Origin of the sequence: Leptotrichia trevisanii DSM 22070 (genome assembly GCF_000482505.1) — a bacterium.
In the GTDB taxonomy this organism is placed as follows: Bacteria; Fusobacteriota; Fusobacteriia; order Fusobacteriales; family Leptotrichiaceae; genus Leptotrichia; species Leptotrichia trevisanii.
The window spans coordinates 26441-42283 of sequence record NZ_KI519447.1; the positions used below are offsets into that span (position 1 = coordinate 26441).

A 15843-nucleotide genomic window follows, 5' to 3' on the forward strand; every position below is an offset into this window, starting at 1 on the left:
GGAGGATTAAAAGAATGGAAGGAATAGTTCAAGCAGCAGCTTTATTAGGAGCAGGAATTGCAGCAGTAGGAGGAATTGGAGCAGGATTAGGACAAGGGATTGCAACTGGATATGCAGTAGAAGCGGTTTCAAGACAGCCCGAAGCTAAGCAGGATATTATGCAGACATTAATTACTGGACTTGCGATTACGGAATCATCCGCAATTTATGCGTTGGTAATAGCTTTCTTATTAATTTTCTTAAAAGGATAGCAAAAATTAGGCATACTATTCGAGCCCTCTAGAATTGTAAATAAATAAAACAATTCAGAAGTTTGGATAAAATAATTTTGATATGAAAGTTATTTAAAGGAATTAAAAAGAAACAAAAATAGGATTAATAATGTAAATTAAGGAGAAAAAATGAATGAAGGAGCAAAATTAGTAAACATCGATTTTACGATGGCTATTCAAATAATAAACTTTATAGTATTAGTCTATTTTTTTTCACGGGCTTTTGCAAAAAAAATCGGAAAAGTGCTTGAGGACAGAAAAAAATTAGCTTTGTCTGAAATGGAAATCGTTGAGAACGAAAAGGAAAAACTGGAAGAACAGAAAAAATTAATGGAAAAATTGAAAAAGGAATCTAAAAGACGTGCTAACGACATTCTGATAAAAGCTGAAAGACAGGCAGACGACAGAAAAGATCAGATTATATCGCAAGCTATGAGCAATCGTGAAAGAATGATGATGAAAGCCGAAGCTGACATTGAAAAAATGCGGCAAAACGCTAAATTTGAACTTCAAAAGGAAGTTGGGGAAATGGCAGTTGAACTTGCGGAAAAAATTATCAAGGAAAATATTGATGAAAAGCAGGATGAAACTATAAACAAGTTTATTAATGAGATAGGAGATTAAAATGGCTAATGATGAAATTGCAAAAAGATATGCAGCGGCAATTTATAATATAGCAAAATCTTCTAACAGTATAAATGAAGTTCGGGAAGTGTTAAATATTCTTATGGAAAATTATGAGGAGGAAGAGGAATTTAGAAAAATTTTAGAAGATCCTCTGAAAAAATTTCCAGAAAAGGAAAAATTTTTGGAAAAATCATTTGATCATACGACAAAAGAAGCACTTGGAATAGTGAAATATATTGTTAAAAAGCAACGATTGTCGCTAATCAGTGATATAAAAGAATATTTTTTAAAACTTTATTATGAAGAAAATAATAAACTTCCAATAACTGCTATATTTGCAAAGGAGCTATCGGAAACGCAAAGGGAACAGTTAATACAAAAACTTGAAAACAAATATGGTAAAAAAATCGTTTTAAATCTTAAAGTCGATAAGGAAATAATCGGCGGTGGAATTTTAAAAATTGGAAATGAAGTTATTAACGGTTCAATAAAAAATCAGATTGAAGAAATAAAGAAAAATTTTTAGAAACGGAGGTGCTTTTCTTTGAGAATCAAGCCAGAAGAAATAAGTAAAATAATCCGAAGCGAAATCGAAAATTACAAAAGTTCACTGGATATTTCCAATACTGGGACGGTTTTGGAAGTAGGAGATGGAATTGCCAGAATCTACGGATTAAGTAACGCTATGGCAGGAGAGCTTTTAGAGTTTGAAAATGGAACTATCGGAATGGCACTAAACTTGGAAGAAAGTAACATTGGAGCAGTAATTTTTGGAAAGACACAAGGAATAAAAGAAGGAAGCATAGTAAAAGGACTGGGAAAAGTAGCTGAAGTTCCAGCTGGAAATGAGCTTCTTGGAAGAGTAGTTGACGCACTTGGGACTCCTATTGACGGGAAAGGTTCTATAACAGCTGACAAACATATGCCAATCGAACGACAGGCATCAGGAATTATCGCAAGAAAACCTGTTACACAGCCTATGCAGACTGGAATAAAGGCAATAGACGGAATGTTCCCGATTGGAAAAGGACAAAGGGAATTAATAATTGGAGATAGACAAACTGGTAAGACGGCAATCGCCATTGACTCCATTATAAATCAAAAAAATAACGATGTTTTATGTATTTATGTTGCAATTGGGCAAAAAAGATCAACAGTTGCACAAATTTATAAAAAACTGGAAGAGGCAGGTGCGTTGGAATATACAATTATTGTTGCGGCAACTGCTTCAGAATCGGCACCACTTCAATATTTGGCGCCATATTCAGGGGTTGCCATGGGTGAATATTTTATGGATGAAGGAAAAGATGTATTGATAGTTTATGATGATTTATCAAAACATGCGGTAGCTTACCGTGAAATGTCATTACTGCTAAAACGTCCACCGGGAAGGGAAGCATATCCAGGAGATGTCTTCTATCTTCACTCAAGACTGCTTGAAAGAGCGGCAAAATTAAGCGATAAACTGGGTGGAGGCTCAATTACGGCACTTCCAATCGTAGAAACACGTGCAGGAGATATTTCGGCATATATTCCAACAAATGTTATTTCAATAACAGATGGACAAATATTTTTAGAAACAGATTTATTTAATTCAGGATTCAGGCCAGCAATAAATGCAGGAGTTTCTGTATCACGGGTTGGAGGAGCGGCACAAATTAAGGCAATGAAACAGGTGGCTTCAAAAGTGAAACTGGAACTTGCCCAATACAATGAATTACTGGCATTTACACAGTTTGGATCGGATTTGGACAAGGCTACAAGGGATCAGCTTAACCGTGGATCTAAAATTATGGAAGTGTTAAAACAGCCACAATATAGCCCATTCAAAGTTCAGGAACAGGTAATTTCATTTTACTGTGTTACAAATGGATATTTTGACGATGTTCCAACTGAAAAAGTTAGAACATTTGAAAAAGATTTAATCGAAGCACTTAAAAACGATTCAGAAATCTTAAATGAAATTCGTGAGAAAAAAGTATTGGATGACGATCTAAAAAATAAACTTGATGAATTTATAACAGACTTCAAAAAAGAATATGTCTGGTAAAGCAGGTGAAATAATATGGCAGCAAATATGAAAGAAATAAAAGAACGTATTGACAGTGTAAAAAATACAAGTCAAATAACAAATGCAATGAATATTGTTTCTTCTACAAAGTTTAAAAAATTTCAAGTTTTAACTTTAAAATCCAGAAACTATGCACATGCTGTAGATGAGGCGTTTGACAATCTGGTTGCAAGTCTTAAAGGAAATAAATTTGTAATTTTTGATGGAAAGTCGGAAGTCAAAAGAATCGGTATCATTGTAATGACATCGGATCGTGGGCTATGCGGAAGTTTTAACTCAAATACTTTTAGAAGGCTTGAAAATATGAGAAAGCAATTTGAGAAGGAAGGAAAGGACGTTTCAGTCGTAACGATTGGAAGAAAGGCAAAAGAATATTGTAAAAATCGGGATATTAACGTGGATAGTGAATATACGCAGATGATTCCCGAAACAATGTTTGAAACTGGGAAAAAAATCAGTGAAGATGTTGTACAGTTTTATTTAAACGATTTTTATGATGAAGTTTATATGATTTATTCAAAATTTGTATCAGCAATTGAATACAATATTCAAGTGGAAAAATTACTTCCAATAGAAAAAAAGGAAGGGTTGCCAACAAAGGAATATGTATTTGATCCGTCAGAGGAGGAAGTGTTAAATTCATTTGTTCCACAAGTTCTGAATATAAAATTGTATCAATCACTTCTGGAAAATTCGGCAAGTGAACATTCAGCCAGAATGTCTGCGATGAAACAGGCTAACGACAATGCCGCTGAAATGATAAGAAACCTGGAAGTACAATACAATCGTGAAAGACAAGGAAAAATAACACAGGAATTGACAGAAATTATAAGTGGTTCTTTAGGAGTACAATAACTTATTTCCTTAAAGAATTATACGGACATAAACTAAGAAGGAGGTTAAAGGTAACCGATGAATAAAGGTAAATTAGTGCAAGTTATCGGGCCGGTAATAGATGTAAAATTTGAAAAAAAGCTGCCTGATATTTATAATGCACTTGAAGTATATAAGGAAAACGGAGAAAAATTAGTAGCTGAAGTTCATGCCCACAATGGAAACAACGTTGTGAGAGCAGTTGCAATGTCTGGAACTGAAGGGCTAAGACGTGGACTGGAAGTTGTAGATACTGGTAACCCGATTCAAGTTCCCGTTGGAAGAGCTACATTAGGTAGAATTTTCAATGTACTTGGGGAAGCGGTTGATGATGGTGAAAAATTGGATGCGGATGTATTAAGGGAATCTATCCATAAGGACGCACCGTCATTTGAGCAACAGGGAACAGATTCAGAAATACTGGAAACAGGAATAAAAGTGGTGGATTTATTGGCACCATATTTAAAAGGTGGAAAAATCGGACTGTTTGGAGGAGCTGGAGTTGGAAAGACAGTATTAATCCAGGAGTTAATCAATAATATCGCAAAAGGGCATGGAGGACTTTCCGTATTTGCAGGAGTTGGAGAACGTACACGTGAAGGGCGTGATTTGTATAATGAAATGACTGAAAGTGGGGTTATCGACAAGACAGCGTTAGTGTATGGACAAATGAATGAACCACCTGGTGCAAGACTAAGAGTTGGGCTTACAGCACTTACAATGGCGGAATATTTTAGAGATAAGGAAGGACAGAACGTACTTTTATTTATCGACAATATATTCAGATTCACTCAGGCAGGATCAGAAGTGTCGGCACTGCTTGGAAGAATGCCATCAGCCGTAGGATATCAGCCAAACTTGGCAACTGAAATGGGAGCCTTGCAGGAAAGAATAACTTCGACAAGTACAGGTTCAATTACATCAGTACAGGCTGTATACGTGCCAGCAGATGACTTGACAGATCCGGCACCAGCAACAACATTTGCGCATTTGGATGCAACAACAGTATTGTCAAGACAAATTGCATCACTTGGAATTTATCCAGCAGTAGATCCTCTTGATTCAACTTCAAGAATACTTGAGCCTGAAATTGTTGGAAATGAGCATTATAAAATTGCAAGGGAAACTCAGAAAGTATTACAAAGATACAAGGAATTGCAAGATATTATAGCAATTCTAGGAATGGATGAGCTGGATGAAAATGATAAATTAACAGTAAATCGTGCTAGAAAAATCCAAAGATTCTTTTCACAGCCTTTCTCAGTAGCAGAACAGTTTACTGGAATGAAAGGTAAATATGTGCCGCTAAGAGAAACAATTCGTGGATTCAAGGAAATCTTGGATGGGCTTCATGATGATTTACCTGAACAGGCATTCCTATACGTCGGAACAATTGACGAGGCAGTGGCAAAAGCTAGAGAATTAATGAGTGAATAACTTATAAGGAACAATTATAAAAAAGTTTATTGGATTTGGGGATAATCTCCCCTATTTTTCCAATAAATAATTTAATAAAAAAATGTATTTGTTGCATAATCTGGCATATTCTGAGCAGAAAGGAGGATTTATGGCAACAGAATTTATTTTGGAAGCAGTAACTCCCGAAAGACTTGTTTTTGAAAAGCCCGTTGAATTTGTGAAATTGCGTACAGAAGGCGGAGATATTGGAATACTTGCCAAGCATATTAATTATATTACGCCAATTGGTGCAGGGGAAATGCTTGTTCGAGAAAAGGATAATAAGGAAATGACATATTATCTGGAAGGGGGATTTCTCGAAGTTCGACAGGATAAAGTCGTTATTTTGGGAGTGAATATCGTTGAAGCGACTAAAGCAGAGGCGGAACGGATGGCAAGGGAAGTTGCCATTGAAAAGGCAAAAAAACAAAAAATAAAAGAAGATCAGGATATTTTGGGAACAAAAAAACGTATTCAGAGCAATTTAAGCAGAAAATAAATTTTGAAATTCTAGAAAATGTGGTATAATATATATATATAAAATATAGTTAATTAATTTTAAAATTAAAAAAAATAATGTAAAGGTGGAATGGGAATGGAGCAATTGAAAAAAAATAGAATAAGAACATTTTATAGAAATTATGTTAATGAAAAATTAATTGGAAATAAAAATAATAAAAAATTAAAAAAATTAGAAAAATTTGTTTCCATGGAAGTTATCGAAAAGGAAACTATTGAAAAAATTTTAATAAAATACTTCTTTATGAAAAGAAGCAGAACGTTCTATAGAAATTTTGCCAATAAAAAGTTATTAGGAAATCTAGGCAGAAAATATAGAAGAAGTTTTAAAGCCTTTGATTTTAACTATGAAAGAATTTCTCCAGAACAAATAAAACGTAGATATGTTGAAACTGAAATTAACCGTTCAAAATTTGCAAAAGGTGTGGAATTTGACGGTAACTCCAATCAGGAAGATATTTACTTTGACAAGGCTCCATTACCAGCAGCATATTTTACAGACGAACTTGTCCTAATGCCAAAAAATCCTACAACATTATATATATACTGGGAAATTCGTGATGATACATTTGAAAGATTGGCGTCAAATAATGGTGTTATTGATAATGTAGTCATAAAACTTTATAAAGACGGATACGAATATAGAAAAATTATAAGACACGAAAGAATTGGTTCACATTACATTACTGAAATTGACGTAAATCAGCACTATAAAGCGTCCATCGGATACGAAGATCAATATGGAAACTTCTCAGAAGTAGCTCACTCAGTGGAAGCCATTGCACCAAATGACAAAGTTTCTGACAATATTGACTTAGTATGGGGAACAGTAAAATATGATGCAAACACAAATCAGCTTATAAAATATATAAATACACCAATTTCAACACCAGAAGGCAGGGAGCTTTTAGGAGTACCTGCAGACTACGACGTGGATGAAAATAATGAATTTATAATTGAAGTAATAGAAAGATTAACAAAAGTAGGAGCTTCAGAATCATTAATTGAAAGAAAAGTGATAAAAGGAAAACTTCCAAATCTTAGACTGGATATGGGTGGTTCAAGAAGCAGCTAGAAAATTGTAGGGGCATTTAAGCCATGCCCCGTTTTTTTTATATAAAAAAATAGAAATAGGAGAGTTTATGAAAGTAGTTGTTTATGGTGCCGGAGTTATGGCACAGTATGTAAAGGAATCAGTAATAAATTCTGGAAATGAATTTGTTGGGCTGGTTGATCCGCTTGGAAATGGAGATTTTAAAAATTTGAAGGGAAAAGATGTAGAGTTTGATGCGATTATTGATTTTTCGCATTTTAGCTTGCTGGAAGACGTGCTTGAAGCGGGAATTGATAAAAAAGTTCCAGTTTTAATCGCAACAACAGGACATTCGGAAGAACAACTGAAAAAAATTGAAGAGGCGGCAAAGCAAATACCGATAATTAAGGCAACAAATACTTCTGTTGGGGTAAATATTGTAAATGAAATTGTGGCTTTTGCAACAAAATTATTAAAGGATTTTGATATTGAAATAATTGAAAAGCATCACAACAGAAAAATTGACGCACCAAGCGGTACAGCAAATACCCTGCTTAAAGTTGTAAAGGAAAACCTGGATGATAATGGAAAAGATTATAGAACAATTTATGGAAGGGAAGGACACAGTAAACGAGCCGAAAAGGAAATAGGAGTTCACGCCATACGTGGTGGAAACATAGTCGGGGAACATACTGTAATTTATGCAAAAAATGATGAAATTATTGAAATAAAGCATGAAGCGTTGTCAAGAAAAATGTTTTCAGATGGTGCAGTTAAAGCTGTGGAATTTCTTTTTGGGAAGAAAGTGGGACTGTATACAATGAAGGATGTACTTGGTTTATAATAAAATCAAAAATATCAATATACTAAAAAAGTGTAGATTTGCTTTCCTTACAAATAAAAAAAGAAGAAGAACTTTAACTCAGGCTTTTCTTCTTTTTCTTTTGTTTCTAAAAAATTTCAAACTGTTATTTAAAAAACTGTGTAAATATCGTAATAATACTGATGTTGGCAAAATCAATAAATAGTGAACCGACAATTGGAATTACGAAAAATGCCATTTTTGAGTAAACATATTTTTCTGTAACCGCTTTCATGTTTGAAATTCCGTTTGGAGTCGCTCCAAGTCCGAATCCACAATGTCCTGACACCATCACTGCCGCATCATAATCTGATCCCATTGCCTTAAATGTTACAAAATTTAAGTATAGATAAACTAAAATAATCTGTGCAACCAGTAAAATAACTACAGGAAGTGCCAAGTCAATTAATTCCCACAATCTCAATGTCATTAATGCCATTGCCAAAAATAAACTAAGTGCCACATCTTCAAGAATGCTTATTTCCTTAGTTGGAGCATTCATTGCCTTTACATTGTCAGACAAGTTTCTAATAATTGCCGCAACAATCATTGGCCCAATGTAAATCGGGAAATGTGCCTCAAAATTTGTAAAGCTCATAAGATAGTCAATAAACATTGATAAATACGAACCGATTCCCATTGCAATCAAAATATAAAAAAACGCCATCGAAAAACGTTCGCCATCAAGATAAGGTTTCTGTCTTTTTAACACTTCTTCGTCAATATCCTCATCTCCATGCTGTATTCCATCCTTTACAAAATGTTCTGGTAACAATTTGTGCTTTTTAATAAGTCTACTGGCAATAGGGCCTCCCATCGCCGATCCAACAATAAGTCCAAAAGTCGCAGCAGCAATTGCAATAGCGTTTGCCCCTTTATATGCAGAACCAAGAGCTTCAATTGTTGGAGCCACAGCCGCTGATGTTCCATGTCCCCCAGTCATTGGTGTAGATCCTGTCATTAACGCCAATAATGGCGGAATTCCCACAAATTTTGAAAGCCCAACTGCAACAGCATTTTGTAAAATACACAACCCTGATGCAACAAACAGGAAAACAACAACTTTTTTTCCACCTTTTTTCAACACTTTAAGGCTTGCGTTAAATCCTACACTTGTAAAAAACATCACCATAAAGAATTTTTGCAACGTATCATTAAACTTGATTTCAGCTATATTTGTCTGCCTTAAAATAAAAACAAGTATTGAAAACAAAAATCCACCAATTACAGGTGCTGGAATACAATATTTTTCAAAAAATTTAATTTTTTTCCTAAGTTTCATTCCAATTAACAGTAAAATGACTGCCAGCCCAATAGTCTGAATCATATCCATGTTAATTTTAGTCATAATTAATTCACCTCGCTATAAAAATTTTTTCGTAATATATTATTATACTATAAATTCAAATAAAGTGCAAATCTAAAGCAAAAATTATTTTTTTACTCTTAAAATTACCTGAAAAGTCATAAATAAAACTGTAAAAATTTGGAAAAAGTGGTAAAATATGGTAAAATATAGTAAAATTAGTTTAAAATCGGACTTAAAAGTTATAATTGTTTTTCCAAAATCTAAATTTGTTTAATTTTCATCAGTTCGATAAAAAAACTCGTACATATAGCAAAAAAATAAAAATAATAGAATAAATAGAAAACAAATAATTAAAATTTTATGATATGAAAGGTGGCTTAAAATATGGAGTTTACGAAAGTTAAAGAAAATGAGGAAAAGTCAGTTTTAGAAAAAAAAGAGATTGTGGAAAAAGATTTTTGGCGACAAAAATATCATATTCAGGGAATTGTGGGACTTATTAACGATCCAAATGGATTTTCTCAGTTTAAAGGTAAATACCATATGTTTTATCAATGGAATCCGTTGGGAACTAATCATAAAAATAAAACTTGGGCTCATAGCGTAAGTGATGACTTGCTACATTGGGAAAGGCTGAAAACGGCTTTGCGGCCTGATACCTGGTATTCCAAGGATGGAGTTTATTCTGGAAGTGCAATTGCGGATGATAAAAAACTTTATTTATTTTATACAGGAAATGTGAAAGATGCTGATGGAAACAGAGAATCTTACCAATGCCTAGCAGTTTCCAGCGACGGAGAAAATTTTGAGAGATGGGAACCAAGCATTGTAAATCAGCCAGATGGATATACTCGGCACATAAGAGATCCAAAAATCTGGAAAAAAGATGGAAAATTTTATGCGGTAATTGGTATTCAAAGTGAAAATCTGGAAGGAAAAGCAGTTTTATACAGTTCAGAAAATATAAAGGACTGGAAGTTTGAAGGTGAGATTGCTGGGGCAAATCATGGAAAAATTAAAGATTTTGGATTTATGTGGGAATGTCCTGACTATTTCCAGTTAAAAGACGAAAAAACTGGAGAAATAAAGGATTTATTGGTATTTTCTCCACAAGGGCTGGAGCCAGAAGGAGATTTATACAACAACAAATATCAGACAGGATATTTATTTGGGAAACTGGATTACGAAAAACCTGAATTTGAAATTTCATCAAATTTTGTGGAAATCGACAGAGGACACGACTTTTATGCACCACAGTCAATGGAAGATGACAAAGGAAGACGAATTATTGTAGGATGGATGGGAGTTCCAGAAGAGGAAGATTTTCCAACTGTGAAAAACGAATGGCTTCACTGCCTAACATTGCCAAGAGAACTTAAAGTGATAAATGGAAAACTTTATCAGCTGCCAATAAAGGAAATGGAAAGTATCCGTGGAGAAAAAATTGAGTTTAATGAAAAAGTGGCTGGAGAAGTGAAAGTTGGAACAGGAACAACTTACGAGCTAAAAGCAAGATTCACTGACATTAATTCTGATTTTGGATTAAAATTAAGAACTGGTAAAAATAGTGAAACAGTTTTAAAATTTGACTACAACGATAAAAAATTTGTATTAGACAGAACAAAAGGTGAACAGCCTGATAAAAGATTACGAAAAGTCTATCTTGGAGATATTTCAAAGCTGGAACTTACTGTGTTCGTGGATAACTCTTCTGTGGAAGTGTTTATCAATGGCGGACAGGAAGTATTTTCCTCACGAATATTCCCTGAAAAAGATGCGGATGGGATAAGTGTATTTGCTGATAAAAATGTTAATGTAGAAATAGAAAAATGGGAATGGAAATAAAGTTATTTTAATAACATAAATCTTATAAAATGAATTATTTATAAAATTAGAGAGGAAAAAATTGATAAAGAAAAATAATATAAAATTAGATATGGTGAATTTACTGGATGAAATTCAGAACGGGAAATATAGTAATATTCAGTTAAATTACTATTTTTCTAAAAATAGTTATACAAAAAAAGAAAAAATGTTTATTACAAATGTGATAAATATTGTGATAAAAAATTTGATTTATATTGATTATCTGATTGGAAAAAGTGTTAAGAATGTGAAAAAGCGGAAGATAAAACAGCTTTTGAGAATTTCAGTTGCTCAATTGTTTTTTATGGAATCGGATAATGCAGGAGTGATTTTTGAGGCTGGGGAGATTGCAAAGATTTTGAATGCACATCAGGTTGGATTTGTAAATGCGGCTTTGCAGACGGTTTTGAAAAATAAGGAAAAATTTGATGATGAGATTCCGCAGGATAAGAGAGAAAGTATTGTTTTGTCATATCCGCAATGGTTTGTGAATAAGATGAAAATTGATTATTCTGATGATTATTTAAAAATGCTTAAGTCTTATAAAAAAAGAAGCTATTTGTCAGTTAGATTTGATAAAAATAAAATTATGAAAGAAAAATTTGAGGAAACTCTGAAAAATATTAATACAAAGATTTTATTTTCTGTCGGAGAAGTTTATTATTTATCAAATGCAAATATTTTTGATACGGAGATTTATAAGAATGGGAATGTTGTGATTCAGGATGCTTCGTCTTATTTAGCTGTGAAAAATTTAGATGTGAAGGATGGAGATGTGGTGCTTGATGCCTGTGCTGCTCCTGGTGGAAAATCCCTTGCGATTTTACAGTTATTTAATCCGAAAAAATTAATTTCTACAGATATTCACGAACATAAAATAAAATTATTGAATGAACTTAAAAATAAATATGGATACAGTAATTTTGAAGTAAAATTGAATGATGCCACACAAATTGAGAATTTAGATATGATGTTTGATAAAATACTTTTGGATATGCCGTGCAGTGGACTTGGAGTTCTTCGGAAAAAACCTGAAAAAATATATGAGCTGACTGCAAATGATATAAAAAATTTGAAGAAACTTCAGAAAAAAATATTTGAAAGTGCGTATAAATGTTTGAAAAGTGGCGGAGAAATGCTCTATAGCACTTGTACATTTTCTAAAAACGAGAATACAAATAATATTCAGTATTTCTTGGAAAAATATGAGGATTTAGAAATTCTGGAAGTGGAAATTCCCAAAAATATTAAAACTATGAGAGATGAATTTGGGGGAGTGTATATTTCGTATAAAAATGAATATCTAGATGGCTTTTATATAGCAAAATTGAGAAAAAAATTATAATCAAAAAACTTATTTCTGATTTAACAAAATAATTGGTTAGACAAAAAATAATTGAAAGGACATATTTGGAATGCAATTTAATTTGGATGATGATGTAAAATTCATATTGGAACAACTGAATAGAAATGGAACAGGATTTCTTGTTGGTGGAGCAGTTAGAGATAGATTTCTAAATAAAGATCCCGGTGATTATGATTTTGCAACTGATATAGAATATTCAGAATTAAAAAGAATTTTTGCTGATTATAGCCCAAAGGAAACGGGAGCCCATTTTGGGATTCTTATGATAAAAGTCAATGGAAAAAGTTATGAAATAGCAAAATTTCGTAAGGAAACAGGAGTTTTCAACAGCAGATATCCAAAAGAAATTAAATTTGTAAAGACAATCGAAGAGGATTTGGCAAGACGGGACTTTACGATAAATTCACTGGCATATAGCAAAAAAACTGGGATAATTGATTTATATGGCGGAAGGCAGGATATTAGAAGGAAAGTGATAAGGTTTGTTGGAAAGCCTAAATTAAGAATAGAAGAGGATGCTCTTAGAATTTTAAGGGCTTTTCGATTTATTTCAAAACTTGGATTCAATCTGGATAAAAAAACTGCGGAAGCTATTTACAAAAAAAGAAAATTTTTGACAAAAATATCTAAAGAGAGAATTTTTGATGAGTTAAGTAAAATTTTAATGGGAAATTATGCGAAAAAGGCTTTTATTGAAATGAAAAAATTGCGAGTGCTGGAAATGATAATTCCAGAATTTCATTATGCCTACAATTTTAATCAAAACAATCCCAATCATCCCGACGATTTGTTTAACCATATTATAAAAGTTATCCATCTTTGTGATTACGATTTGATAACCAGATTTGCCGCACTTTTTCACGATTTGGGAAAAATAAATGTAAAAATTATTGATGCGAAGGGTATTTTTCATTTTTATGGACACGAAAAGGAAAGTGCATTAATTGCAGAAGAAGAATTAAGACAGCTTAAAGCATCCAATGATTTTACAAATTCAGTAAAAAAAATTGTTAGAAATCACATGTTAATTTATCAAGATGTTTCGGACAAAGTTTTAAAAAAATTGATTATTGAAATGGAAGAAAAAAATCTAAAAAGACTTTTTAATTTATTTTCTGCAGATCTAAATTCTAAAGGGATTAGAACAAAAAAAGAAAATGAACAGATTTTACAAAATTTCCGGGACAAAATTGAAAATATAAAAAAACAGGGAAAAATACCACAGTTTAATGATTTGGACATAACTGGAATTGATTTGATAAATCTTAAATTTAACAATCGTGAAATTGGAGAAGTAAAAAATAAGCTGTATGAACTTGTATTAGGTGATGAAATTGAGAATGAGAAAGAAGCATTGTTAAAATATATTGTGAAGCATTATAATCTGAATGATAAATTTGAGTATGAAAAATCATGCGGGGCAATTGTCTTTAATGAAAATACTGAAAAAATTCTGCTTGTGAAAATGCACAACGGTAACTGGGGCTTTCCAAAAGGACATATTGAAAACAATGAAACAAGGGAAGAAACGGCAATTCGTGAAGTTCACGAAGAAACAAATGTAAACATAAAAATTATTCCAGATTTTGAACGTGAAATAAAATATATTCCAAATGAAAAAACTATTAAGAAAGTTACAATTTTTGCAGGAATTACACAAGACGAGGAAGTTAAAATTGATACTTTTGAAATTGAGGATTTTCAGTGGTGTACTTACGAGGAAGCACTAAAGCTGGTTACTTATAAATTGCAGAAGGATGTATTGGAAAATGCAAGAAAAGTCTTTTTAAAGTCTAAAATAGGCTAATTTCAATTTTTAGAAAAGATAAAAAATGTATAAAGAGGAAAATTAAAATAAAAAATGAAAACAGAAAAAATTTTAGGGTATGAAGTTCACAGGAAAAAAGTAAAAAACATAAATTTACGGATAAAGCCAAATATGGAAGTTTATATTTCTGTACCAATGAATTTACATCGTGATTACATCGAAAATTTTATCCGTTCTAAAGAAGGATGGATAAAAAGTGTCTTGAAAAAGGTTGAAGATGTGAAGAAAAAACAGAAAGGCCTTGAATATAAAACTGGTGAAATTCACAAATTTTTAGGAAAAGAATATACTTTAACTGTGAAAATAGGGAATTTTAATAGTGTAAATTTGAAGAATAATGGAAATAGTCCAGCTAAATCAAATGTGATAATTTTAACTGTAAATGAAAATATTTTTGAAAATATTGACGAAAAGAAAAAAATTATGGAAAAATGGTATTTTGAAAATGCAAAAAAGTTATTTCCACAATTTATGGAAAAATGGCTGAAAATATTGGGTGAGCATGTGGAAAAAGTGGCAATAAAGCCTATGAAAACTAGATGGGGATCATGCAATTACGTAAAAAAATATATAAATCTTAATACGGAGCTTATAAAAAGGACGCCTTTTGAAATAGAATATGTCGTCCTGCATGAATTGACACATCTAAAGTATCCAAATCACGGGAAAGGCTTTTATAATTATGTCGAACGATACATGCCGAATTACAAGATTGCTGAAAAAATGCTAAATACCAAACATTATTATTAATTCTGAAATGAAAACGATATTAAAAATATTTTTTAAATAAAATAGGAACTACCAGTTAAGAGCAGTTCCTATTAATTCAATTAATTATTATCATCAATGTCGTAATCTACTAAAACTTCAATTTCTCCATTTTCATGGACAAAAAGCCCAGTAACAGCCTCATGAGGTAAATCGTTATGCATTTTCTCAGCGGCTTGCCGAATATAACCTTTTTGCGTTTCATCATCAGTTGGGCAACCAGCACAGTCACTATGCCCCGCCACGAAAATATGATCAGATTTATGTTTATTAACGGAGATTAAAACAACCTTATCCTCTATTCTTTTTAAATAATCCTCGTCACTAATAATCTTATTTACAGCTCCTGCATCAGTAATGGTATCTACAAAAGTATATCTATAATTACTTCTGATGTATTCATTCAAAATATGAATAAATCTCCCATCCATACAGCAGACTAAAGTACAAAACATAATTTCCTCCCTCGTTCAAACAACTATAGATTTTTAATTATTACAAGTTTGAAGTTGTTTAAAACTTATCTTATAGATACTGAAATTATAGCATATTTATTGGTAAAAATCAAAAATTTTAACTTAATGGACAGAGTAAAAAATATAGGGGCAAATAAATTTAATCAAATTTTTAATTAACAAAAAAGAGGAAACCAGTTACAATATCATCGCCAAACTCTATTGAAAGGTGGTTCCCTCTATGATTAGAATATCAGATTTTTCCTCGCTTGTAAAGACTTTTTTTTAAAATATTTTTTCCTTCAGACTTCCGTTTGAGCAGCAGTTTAAGCTGTTTGTCACAAAAGCTTTTGAAACGCTGTTTAGAGTTTATGTCAAAAAAGTTGATGATGCCTTTTTTCATTCCGATGAAAGAAAAGATAAATTTAAAAGCAAAGGATTTGTTAATGGTTTCAATACATCGTGGAATTGAGGAAATCTGCAGGGACAGAAACAAACTTATTGACAAACACACAATAATGTTTCCTACATCCGTA

15 protein-coding genes and 1 pseudogene are annotated in these 15843 nt (G+C 32.3%); 14 read left to right on the forward strand and 2 right to left on the reverse strand.

The window, feature by feature from the left end; all coding sequences use genetic code 11:
* Nucleotides 1–14 precede the first annotated feature (14 nt).
* The 9 genes from atpE (at nt 15) to dapB (ending at nt 7697) form a co-directional block, all read left to right on the forward strand.
* Nucleotides 15–251 (forward strand): ATP synthase F0 subunit C, encoded by a 237-nt coding sequence (gene atpE, locus K324_RS0113045; protein WP_006803454.1) that lies wholly within the window; start codon nt 15–17, stop codon nt 249–251.
* Between the two features lie 150 nt (nt 252–401).
* Nucleotides 402–896, forward strand: a complete 495-nt coding sequence (gene atpF, locus K324_RS0113050; RefSeq protein WP_026749520.1) for a F0F1 ATP synthase subunit B — start codon at nt 402–404, stop codon at nt 894–896.
* Between the two features lies 1 nt (nt 897).
* Nucleotides 898–1425, forward strand: a complete 528-nt coding sequence (gene atpH, locus K324_RS0113055; RefSeq protein WP_026749521.1) for an ATP synthase F1 subunit delta — start codon at nt 898–900, stop codon at nt 1423–1425.
* Nucleotides 1426–1443: 18 nt separating this feature from the next.
* Complete coding sequence (atpA, locus tag K324_RS0113060) at nt 1444–2949, forward strand: F0F1 ATP synthase subunit alpha (RefSeq protein ID WP_026749522.1); 1506 nt, start codon at nt 1444–1446, stop codon at nt 2947–2949.
* Nucleotides 2950–2964: 15 nt separating this feature from the next.
* On the forward strand, nt 2965–3825 hold the full coding sequence (gene atpG / locus K324_RS0113065; RefSeq protein ID WP_026749523.1) for an ATP synthase F1 subunit gamma: 861 nt from the start codon (nt 2965–2967) through the stop codon (nt 3823–3825).
* Between the two features lie 57 nt (nt 3826–3882).
* The gene (atpD, locus tag K324_RS0113070; protein ID WP_026749524.1) at nt 3883–5280 is read left to right on the forward strand and encodes a F0F1 ATP synthase subunit beta; all 1398 of its coding nucleotides are present in this window, start codon (nt 3883–3885) and stop codon (nt 5278–5280) included.
* 130 nt (nt 5281–5410) lie between these two features.
* On the forward strand, nt 5411–5800 hold the full coding sequence (gene atpC / locus K324_RS0113075) for an ATP synthase F1 subunit epsilon (protein WP_026749525.1): 390 nt from the start codon (nt 5411–5413) through the stop codon (nt 5798–5800).
* A gap of 96 nt (nt 5801–5896) precedes the next feature.
* Complete coding sequence (locus K324_RS0113080) at nt 5897–6895, forward strand: DUF4912 domain-containing protein (protein ID WP_026749526.1); 999 nt, start codon at nt 5897–5899, stop codon at nt 6893–6895.
* Nucleotides 6896–6962: 67 nt separating this feature from the next.
* Complete coding sequence (gene dapB / locus K324_RS0113085; protein WP_026749527.1) at nt 6963–7697, forward strand: 4-hydroxy-tetrahydrodipicolinate reductase; 735 nt, start codon at nt 6963–6965, stop codon at nt 7695–7697.
* A 124-nt stretch (nt 7698–7821) separates the two neighbouring features.
* On the opposite strand, the gene gltS is transcribed toward dapB, so the two are convergent.
* Complete coding sequence (gene gltS, locus K324_RS0113090) at nt 7822–9063, reverse strand: sodium/glutamate symporter (RefSeq protein ID WP_026749528.1); 1242 nt, start codon at nt 9061–9063, stop codon at nt 7822–7824.
* A gap of 345 nt (nt 9064–9408) precedes the next feature.
* Between gltS and K324_RS0113095 the strand changes: the two genes are divergently transcribed.
* The 4 genes from K324_RS0113095 to K324_RS0113110 all read left to right on the forward strand — a co-directional run bounded on the left by K324_RS0113095 (nt 9409) and on the right by K324_RS0113110 (nt 14834).
* Nucleotides 9409–10869, forward strand: coding sequence for a glycoside hydrolase family 32 protein (locus K324_RS0113095; protein ID WP_026749529.1), 1461 nt, complete (start codon nt 9409–9411; stop codon nt 10867–10869).
* A gap of 61 nt (nt 10870–10930) precedes the next feature.
* Nucleotides 10931–12235 (forward strand): 16S rRNA (cytosine(967)-C(5))-methyltransferase RsmB, encoded by a 1305-nt coding sequence (gene rsmB, locus K324_RS0113100; RefSeq protein ID WP_026749530.1) that lies wholly within the window; start codon nt 10931–10933, stop codon nt 12233–12235.
* A gap of 70 nt (nt 12236–12305) precedes the next feature.
* Nucleotides 12306–14063, forward strand: coding sequence for an NUDIX domain-containing protein (locus K324_RS15005; RefSeq protein ID WP_036095849.1), 1758 nt, complete (start codon nt 12306–12308; stop codon nt 14061–14063).
* A 54-nt stretch (nt 14064–14117) separates the two neighbouring features.
* Nucleotides 14118–14834, forward strand: a complete 717-nt coding sequence (locus K324_RS0113110; protein WP_026749531.1) for a M48 family metallopeptidase — start codon at nt 14118–14120, stop codon at nt 14832–14834.
* A gap of 80 nt (nt 14835–14914) precedes the next feature.
* Here K324_RS0113110 and K324_RS0113115 read toward each other — a convergent pair whose 3' ends face one another.
* Nucleotides 14915–15307 carry a carbonic anhydrase gene (locus tag K324_RS0113115; protein ID WP_036095850.1) on the reverse strand — a complete coding sequence of 131 codons (393 nt, stop codon included), beginning with the start codon at nt 15305–15307 and terminating at the stop codon, nt 14915–14917.
* 292 nt (nt 15308–15599) lie between these two features.
* Here K324_RS0113115 and K324_RS16645 point away from each other — a divergent pair.
* A pseudogene (locus K324_RS16645) lies at nt 15600–15752 on the forward strand (ISLre2 family transposase); the annotation flags it as partial.
* Nucleotides 15753–15843 lie beyond the last annotated feature (91 nt).

Bases quoted from the DNA above. Each gene is read 5' to 3' on its own strand.
- atpE (WP_006803454.1), top strand. From the start codon at position 15: ATGGAAGGAATAGTTCAAGCAGCAGCTTTATTAGGAGCAGGAATTGCA.
- atpF (WP_026749520.1), top strand. From the start codon at position 402: ATGAATGAAGGAGCAAAATTAGTAAACATCGATTTTACGATGGCTATT.
- atpH (WP_026749521.1), top strand. From the start codon at position 898: ATGGCTAATGATGAAATTGCAAAAAGATATGCAGCGGCAATTTATAAT.
- atpG (WP_026749523.1), top strand. From the start codon at position 2,965: ATGGCAGCAAATATGAAAGAAATAAAAGAACGTATTGACAGTGTAAAA.
- atpD (WP_026749524.1), top strand. From the start codon at position 3,883: ATGAATAAAGGTAAATTAGTGCAAGTTATCGGGCCGGTAATAGATGTA.
- atpC (WP_026749525.1), top strand. From the start codon at position 5,411: ATGGCAACAGAATTTATTTTGGAAGCAGTAACTCCCGAAAGACTTGTT.
- K324_RS0113080 (WP_026749526.1), top strand. From the start codon at position 5,897: ATGGAGCAATTGAAAAAAAATAGAATAAGAACATTTTATAGAAATTAT.
- dapB (WP_026749527.1), top strand. From the start codon at position 6,963: ATGAAAGTAGTTGTTTATGGTGCCGGAGTTATGGCACAGTATGTAAAG.
- gltS (WP_026749528.1), bottom strand. From the start codon at position 9,063: ATGACTAAAATTAACATGGATATGATTCAGACTATTGGGCTGGCAGTC.
- K324_RS0113095 (WP_026749529.1), top strand. From the start codon at position 9,409: ATGGAGTTTACGAAAGTTAAAGAAAATGAGGAAAAGTCAGTTTTAGAA.
- K324_RS15005 (WP_036095849.1), top strand. From the start codon at position 12,306: ATGCAATTTAATTTGGATGATGATGTAAAATTCATATTGGAACAACTG.
- K324_RS0113110 (WP_026749531.1), top strand. From the start codon at position 14,118: ATGAAAACAGAAAAAATTTTAGGGTATGAAGTTCACAGGAAAAAAGTA.
- K324_RS0113115 (WP_036095850.1), bottom strand. From the start codon at position 15,307: ATGTTTTGTACTTTAGTCTGCTGTATGGATGGGAGATTTATTCATATT.